Source organism: Mesorhizobium sp. WSM4850, from assembly GCF_055811735.1.
Genome location: NZ_JBVVPV010000113.1, coordinates 1 through 3,481, shown reverse-complemented (window position 1 = coordinate 3,481; position 3,481 = coordinate 1). Strand labels below are relative to the sequence as shown.

Below are 3,481 nucleotides of genomic sequence, written 5' to 3'. Positions count from 1 at the left end.
GATGAAGGCCTTATGGCGCAAGCCTGCGCAAATTCCCCCTCTCCGTCTCGGCTTCGCCGAGCCACCTCTCCCCCACGTTCGTGGGAGCGAGGAACCCAGGTTCTGCGAGAGGAGCCAGCCTCGGCGACATCCGCAACATTCACCACAAAACCGTGTCCGCCCCGGGTCGACTGCGCCCCCGCACACGAGCCGCGCCTGTCCGAGTTGCCTGGCACGCCGCGCCTGGTTGGAACCGGATCCAGTGCCTCGCATTTTTAACAGATGACGGGGCAAAGGAGCGCAAGGTGAGAGCTTTATCGGCGGTACTTGGCGGCTTCGTGCTGACGCTGGCGGTTTTCGCCAGTGGATTGGCCTTTGCCCTCTGGATTCTCTCCGCCGAACCCGTGCGGCCGGCCGCTCCGACTTCCAGCGTTGCTGAACTGTGGCCGAGGGAGCCGCGGAAGGTCGACCCCGCTTCGCAGCAGCTTGAGCGCCTTCCCGCCCGCGCGGTCCCAGAGGTCGCAGAGATACCAGCGGTCCCAGCGGTCCCAGAGGTCCCAGAGGTCCCAGAAGTTGCAGAGGTCCCGGCTGATCAGGCCCCATTTGATCAGGCCCCGGTTGATCAGGTCCCAGTTGATCGCACCGCGAAACCTGCCGATGCCGCAGCTTCGCCGCCCGACACCATCGCTACCGCCTCCGTCAAGCCGGGAACGCCGGCAACCGACGAGCAGCAGGCGATGCCCGCCGCCCATGTGGAATGGTGCGCCAGCCGCTACCGCTCCTACAGGCCAAGCGACGACCACTACACATCCTACAGCGGGGAGCAGCGTTCCTGCATCTCGCCCTATCTCGATGCCGGTGCGGCCGACCGCGCCGCACAGCCTGCCGACGATGGCGCCAGCTATGTCGAGGCGACCGACACGTGGTCGATGGATGGCGATGTTCCGGCGGATGAAACCGGCGGCGCCTGGCTTCCGCCCGACCACGTGCAATATTGCTTCAGCCGCTACCGCTCCTATCGGCCGGAAGACAACACCTACCAGCCCTATTCCGGCGGCCCGCGCAGGCAGTGCGAGTAGGTGGTGCAGGTGGCGAACTGGCGGCCGCAGTGCATGGCGCCTGTGCGACCGCCGATCACGCAGATTTCTTGGATCGTTCGTGTTCGTGCGGCGTTCATCCGAATACCCACAGGAGGAATCAGCATGAGCGACGACCGGGAAGGCAGGATTCGTGAGCGCGCATACCAGATCTGGGAACGCGAAGGCGGGAGCCACGGCGATCCCGAGCGGCACTGGCACCGGGCCGAGGCCGAGATCGACAGGGAGGCAGCCCTGCCGCTGACGGCAGGCGATACCCTGCCGGAAACCCGCGAGGTCGCGAGCTCCGACGTCTTGACGGTGGAGGCCCTGGCGGTGCGCACCGGCATATCGGGCGAACAGGCGCAGGAACTGATCGACAGGCTGGGCAACGACCGAGCGGCGATCGAGCAAGCCGCGCGCAGCCTCAAGGGGAAGCAGCGGCTCGGGGAGTGACAGATGATCAGAAAGCTCAAGGACGGAAAATACCGCCTCTATTCGCGCAAGAAGGACGAAAAAACCGGCAAGCGCCGCAATCTCGGGACGTTTGACCGCCGCGAGGCTGCGCAGAAGCACGAACGCGAGGTGCAGTTTTTCAAGAAGCATTGAGGGGAGCGTTGATGGCCGTCCCTTGCCAAGCTGCCGCGCCGGATGACCCCTTACTTCGGCGTAGGGTGTGGAATTCTAGCGAGTGCAGAATACCGCTCTGATGGGGACAGCGAACTTTCAAGTTTCCCTGCCTCTTCGTGTTATTGTGGATACGAGGAGATTGGCCCGTGAGCGAGAGCCGCAAGCTAGCCGCGATCCTTGCCGCTGATGTGGTCGGGTACAGCCGGCTGGCGAGCACGGATGAAGATCGTACTTTGGCCCGGTTGCGGGCACTTCGAAGCGACCTGATCGACCCGACCATCGCCGTGTACAACGGTCGTATGGTCAAGCGCACAGGCGATGGTGCGTTGGTTGAATTCCGCAGTGTGGTGGATGCCGTGCGCTGCGCCATAGAAGTGCAGAATGGCATGGTAGAGCGCAACGCGGGCGTGCCCGAGGACCGCCGCATCGAATTTCGGATTGGGATACATTTGGGCGACGTGGTCGAAGAAAGCGACGGCGACCTGATGGGCGACGGCGTCAACATCGCCTCGCGTCTGGAGGGTGTCGCGGCCCCGGGCACCATCTGCCTGTCCGAAGACGCCTATCGGCAAGTCAAGACGAGACTAGACGTTTCGGTCAGTGACCTCGGCGACACCCAGCTCAAGAATATTGCCGAACCGATCCGGGTTTATTCACTCCGAGTCGGCACCGCGGCTCACGCGAAGGCACCTGTGACCCACGAACTTTCGGAAGCTCTGCTTTCGACAGCGGCACCGCCTCAGTTATCGATTGCCGTGCTGCCCTTCGCCAACATGAGCGGTGATGCCGAGCAGGAATATTTCGCCGACGGAATCTCCGAAGACATCATCACAGCTCTCTCAAAGCTGTCGCAGCTGTTTGTGATCGCTCGCAATTCGTCCTTCACTTTTAAGGGCAGGAACGTGAACGTTCAGGAGGTGGGCCGGAACCTCGGCGTGCATTACGTGCTGGAGGGCAGCGTCCGCAAATCCGGCAACAGGGTACGTATCACCGCGCAGCTTATTGACGCGACCACAGGCGGGCATCTGTGGGCGGAGCGCTTCGATCGCAACCTGACCGATATCTTTGCCGTACAGGACGACGTTACGCAGCAAATTGTCGACGCGCTGGCGCTCAACCTGACAAAGGGCGAGCAGCAGCGGCTCGCGACCGAGCAAACCGGCAACCTGGACGCGTATGACTGCTTTCTTCATGGCCGAGAGCAGCTATGGCGGTTCACGAAAGCGGAAAACATCAAGGGCCGGGAGCTGTTGCAGCGCGCCGTCGAATTCGACCCGAAATTCGCTCCCGCCTACGCGTTGCTCGCGTTCGCAAACATACTGGACTATGCAAACCAGTGGAGCTCGTCGTGGTCGAACGCAATGGCACAAGCGGAAATGTTCGCGGCACGGGCAGTGGCGCTCGACGATCGATATCCTTACACACATTGGGCGCTGGGCATCGTCGAATTGTATTCGCGACGGCATGAGGCGGCCATCTGCTCGGCTAAACGCTTGATCGCTCTTGCGCCAAATCTTGCCGAGGGGCACGAAAATCTCGGTTACGCACTGCATTATTCCGGCAAGCCTGAGGACGCACTCCGGTGTTTCGACAGGGCAATGGCCTTGAACCCGTATTATCCGGACGTGTACCTTCACTTCCAGGCGCAAGCGATGTTCCAGTTGCGCAGGTACGAAGAGGCAATTGGGATCCTGAGGCGGCGACTTGTTCGTAACCCTTCCACCGACGTCTCACGCGTGCTCCTGGCGGCGAGCTACGGCCATCTGGGTCGGTTCGAAGAAGCCCGTCGCGAGTGG

Annotated in this window: 5 protein-coding genes; 4 read left to right on the top strand and 1 reads right to left on the bottom strand. The window is 62.3% G+C overall.

All coding sequences use genetic code 11. The features are described from left to right. Positions 1 to 293 precede the first annotated feature (293 nt). A complete protein-coding gene (locus AC0L2Z_RS35025; protein ID WP_473630596.1) occupies positions 294 to 731 on the bottom strand; it encodes a hypothetical protein in 438 nt (145 codons plus the stop codon). Here AC0L2Z_RS35025 and AC0L2Z_RS35020 point away from each other — a divergent pair. The 4 genes from AC0L2Z_RS35020 to AC0L2Z_RS35005 form a co-directional block, all read left to right on the top strand. Beyond that, complete coding sequence (locus AC0L2Z_RS35020) at positions 717 to 1,058, top strand: BA14K family protein (protein ID WP_473630595.1); 342 nt, start codon at positions 717 to 719, stop codon at positions 1,056 to 1,058. The genes AC0L2Z_RS35025 and AC0L2Z_RS35020 overlap by 15 nt on opposite strands. A 123-nt stretch (positions 1,059 to 1,181) precedes the next feature. After that, complete coding sequence (locus AC0L2Z_RS35015) at positions 1,182 to 1,511, top strand: DUF2934 domain-containing protein (RefSeq protein WP_473630594.1); 330 nt, start codon at positions 1,182 to 1,184, stop codon at positions 1,509 to 1,511. Between the two features lie 3 nt (positions 1,512 to 1,514). Further along, positions 1,515 to 1,664 (top strand): hypothetical protein, encoded by a 150-nt coding sequence (locus AC0L2Z_RS35010; protein WP_473630593.1) that lies wholly within the window; start codon positions 1,515 to 1,517, stop codon positions 1,662 to 1,664. Between the two features lie 167 nt (positions 1,665 to 1,831). Further along, on the top strand, positions 1,832 to 3,481 hold a 1,650-nt coding region (locus tag AC0L2Z_RS35005; protein ID WP_473630592.1), incomplete at its 3' end, for an adenylate/guanylate cyclase domain-containing protein.